At 57.2% G+C, this 3,227-nt stretch carries 3 protein-coding genes and 1 pseudogene; 1 reads left to right on the top strand and 3 read right to left on the bottom strand.

The genetic code is table 11. The features are described from left to right. On the top strand, positions 1 to 342 hold a 342-nt coding region (locus tag VGP75_RS10850; protein ID WP_327543681.1), incomplete at its 5' end, for a Smr/MutS family protein. On the opposite strand, the gene VGP75_RS10855 is transcribed toward VGP75_RS10850, so the two are convergent. From VGP75_RS10855 to VGP75_RS10865, 3 genes and pseudogenes are all read right to left on the bottom strand, one after another. Beyond that, on the bottom strand, positions 325 to 1,560 hold the full coding sequence (locus VGP75_RS10855) for an MFS transporter (RefSeq protein ID WP_327543682.1): 1,236 nt from the start codon (positions 1,558 to 1,560) through the stop codon (positions 325 to 327). The two genes, VGP75_RS10850 and VGP75_RS10855, sit on opposite strands and share 18 nt — an antisense overlap. A gap of 47 nt (positions 1,561 to 1,607) precedes the next feature. Further along, positions 1,608 to 2,915, bottom strand: coding sequence for an ATP-dependent protease ATPase subunit HslU (gene hslU / locus VGP75_RS10860; protein ID WP_327543683.1), 1,308 nt, complete (start codon positions 2,913 to 2,915; stop codon positions 1,608 to 1,610). 9 nt (positions 2,916 to 2,924) lie between these two features. Continuing rightward, positions 2,925 to 3,227, bottom strand: a pseudogene (locus tag VGP75_RS10865) (hypothetical protein); the annotation flags it as partial.

A 3,227-nucleotide genomic window follows, 5' to 3' on the forward strand; every position in this document is an offset into this window, starting at 1 on the left:
ATGGACAACAAGTCTTTTGGGAAAATGAAGCGTGGCAAGCTGAAACCCGAGGGGCGTATTGATTTGCATGGCATGACCATGGCGCAGGCACATCCGGCTTTAGTGTCCTTTATTCTAGGATCGCAAATGCAGGGGCGCCGTTTGGTTCTGGTCATTACCGGAAAAGGAAAAGACCGTGATGATGGTGGGCCGATCCCGACACGGCATGGCGTCTTGCGGCATCAGGTGCCGCAATGGCTTGCGCTGCCGCCATTATCGCAGGCGATTTTGCAGGTGACGCCAGCGCATATCAGACACGGCGGCCATGGTGCCTATTACGTGTATTTAAAGCGGAACCGCTAAAGCCTGTCGCGCTTTGCGTGTCGGGATGATCAGGACGAGGGCTGCGAAAGCAAAGGTTGCGGCATAGCCCAGTTGTTGTTGTTCAAATCCGACACCCTGGTCAATCAACCAACCGCTTAAACCTGGCCCGATGGCTGACCCCAACACCATCAAAGCCGCTGCCGCTGCTTTGATCGCGCCTATGTGCCGCGTGCCATAGAATTCTGCCCAGCAAGCGTTCAGCAAAGTCGCCTGCCCGCCGCCCGCGACCCCCATCAGGATGACCGCCAATGCGGTCCAACCCAGTGACGGCGCGTACCAATGCAGGATGAAGGCGATCACCAGCGGGATCAGGTAAATCGGCAATAGCCGCGTTGCACCGAAACGGTCGACCGCCCAGCCGTAGCCGATGGTTGAGATGAGAAGTGCCGCGGTACCCAAAGGAAAGACCGAGACGAGCGCCAGATGCGACCAGCCTTTGATTTCCGCAAAATGGACCTGATGGAACCAGAATGCTGTCCCGAATCCGGAGAATGACATCACCGCCGGCACCATGGCCCAGAACAGTGGATGGCGCAGCGCATCGCTGCGTGTCCAATGGCGCCCGTTCATACCTGTGGATTGCGTGGTTTCAGCCATGGCCTGCGGTGTGCGCTCCAGCCGCAAAAGACGGTAAAGCACAAAGCAGGCCAACACGCAGAAAACAGCGAAACAGACCCAGAGTGTCCGCCATTCAATCATGGATTTGAGCCAGACCATGGTCAGCGGCAATGCGGCCTCGCCCAGCATAAAACCAAAGGCAGCGACCGCCAGCGCGCGGCCGCGCGTGGCAATGAACCACCGCGACATCGCAACAGTGGCGACATGGGTGGTCATGCCTTGGCCTGTAAAGCGCAGTGCGAAAATCACGAAAGGCAGCAACGCGACAATGCTATTGAAGGCCATGAACAGGCAGGCCGATGCAAGAAGCAGGACCACGACGATCCCCAATGTCCGCACCCGAAATCTGTCTGCCAACCCACCCGCAAAGACCATCACCACTGCCGAGGCACCTGTACCGATCATATAGGTCAGCCCCCACTCTCCGTTGGTCAGACCGTAGGCTTCGCGGATTTCACCGCCAAAAATGGAGATAAAGAAAGTTTGGCCAAAGCTGGACAGAAACGACAACAAAAATCCCGTTGCAAGGAACGGGAAATTGTCGTGGATGAAGCGAAAGTAATTCGGTTGCCGGTTCATGCGCCTTTGATGATCCGACTACGGACAAGTTGAAAGCGGAAATTGCGTCAGAGCACGTAGCGGCTGATGTCGAGCGAGCGTGAAAGTTCGCCCAGATGTTTCTCAACAAAATCTGCATCTACTGCGATTTCATCGCCTGCGCGGTCGGGGGCGTTAAAGGACAGGTCCTCGAACACCCGCTCGATCACGGTGTAAAGGCGGCGTGCACCAATGTTTTCGACGGATTCATTCACTTCCGCCGCGATCTTGGCGAGTGCTTTGATCCCGTCTTCGGTGAAGGTCACGGTGACCTCTTCGGTTTTCATCAAGGCCGCGTACTGCAATGTCAGCGCGTTGTCTGTCTCGGTCAGGATGCGCACGAAATCATCTTCGGTCAGGGCGCGCAGTTCGACACGGATTGGCAGGCGACCTTGCAGTTCGGGCAGAAGGTCAGACGGTTTGGCTACGTGGAACGCGCCCGAGGCGATGAACAGGATATGATCGGTCTTGATCGGCCCGTGCTTGGTGGACACGGTCGTGCCTTCGATCAAGGGCAGCAGATCACGCTGGACGCCCTCACGTGACACATCGGCACCGCGCGCATCGGCGCGGGCGCAAACCTTGTCGATTTCGTCCAGAAAGACGATGCCGTTTTGTTCGACCGCTTCAAGTGCGGCTTTGGTGACGGTTTCATCGTCCAGCAACTTGTCAGCTTCATCGGCGATCAGCGCGTCATAGCTATCGGCCACGGTCATTTGCTTTTTGACAGTGCGGCCGCCCATGGCTTTGCCGAACAGTTCGCCAAGGTTCATCATACCGCCCATGCCGCCGGGCTGGCCGGGGATTTCGAAACCACCCATGGGGTTTGAAGTATCCGTCAGTTCAAGTTCGATGATCGTGTCGTCAAGCTCGCCTGATTTGAGTTTGCGGCGGAACATCTCGCGCGTGCCTTCGCGCGCATCGGTGCCTGCAACTGCGGTGATCACCCGTTCTTCGGCCGCGGCGCGGGCCTTGGTTTTGACGTCTTCGCGCATATGTTCGCGGGTGTCGATGATCGCGGTATCGACCAGATCGCGGATGATCTGTTCGACATCGCGGCCGACATAGCCGACTTCGGTGAATTTGGTTGCCTCGACCTTCAGGAAAGGCGCACGCGCCAGTTTTGCCAAACGGCGTGAGATTTCGGTTTTGCCCACGCCGGTGGGCCCGATCATCAGGATATTCTTGGGGTAAACCTCATCGCGCAGATCATCGCCCAATTGCTTGCGTCGCCAGCGGTTACGCAATGCGACAGCAACGGCGCGTTTGGCATCTTTCTGGCCGATGATGAACCGGTCAAGTTCGGAGACGATTTCGCGTGGCGTGAGGTCAGTCATGAATGAACCTTAAACTTGAGAAGGGGGAAGACGGTGCAGCGGGATAAATCCGGGCATCACGCGCAGGATACGTGCGCGGATCCGTTCCCAGAATGCACCAAGAAGAAGCAGGACAATGCCGAGGATCAGGATGGTCGGCGCGGTTCCGGCACCGTCAAAAACAGCCGCCCCAAGGGCGACGATATACCCAATCGCTGCAATCAGGAACGACCTGCGGTCGATGACGATGGCGACGATGGCAAACAACGCAAGAACAGCGAGAAGGATCAGGTTTGACTGGTCCAGAAGCGAAAGCGCCATGGTGTTCACCAG

The organism is Yoonia sp., from assembly GCF_036007805.1.
Taxonomy (GTDB): Bacteria; Pseudomonadota; Alphaproteobacteria; order Rhodobacterales; family Rhodobacteraceae; genus Yoonia.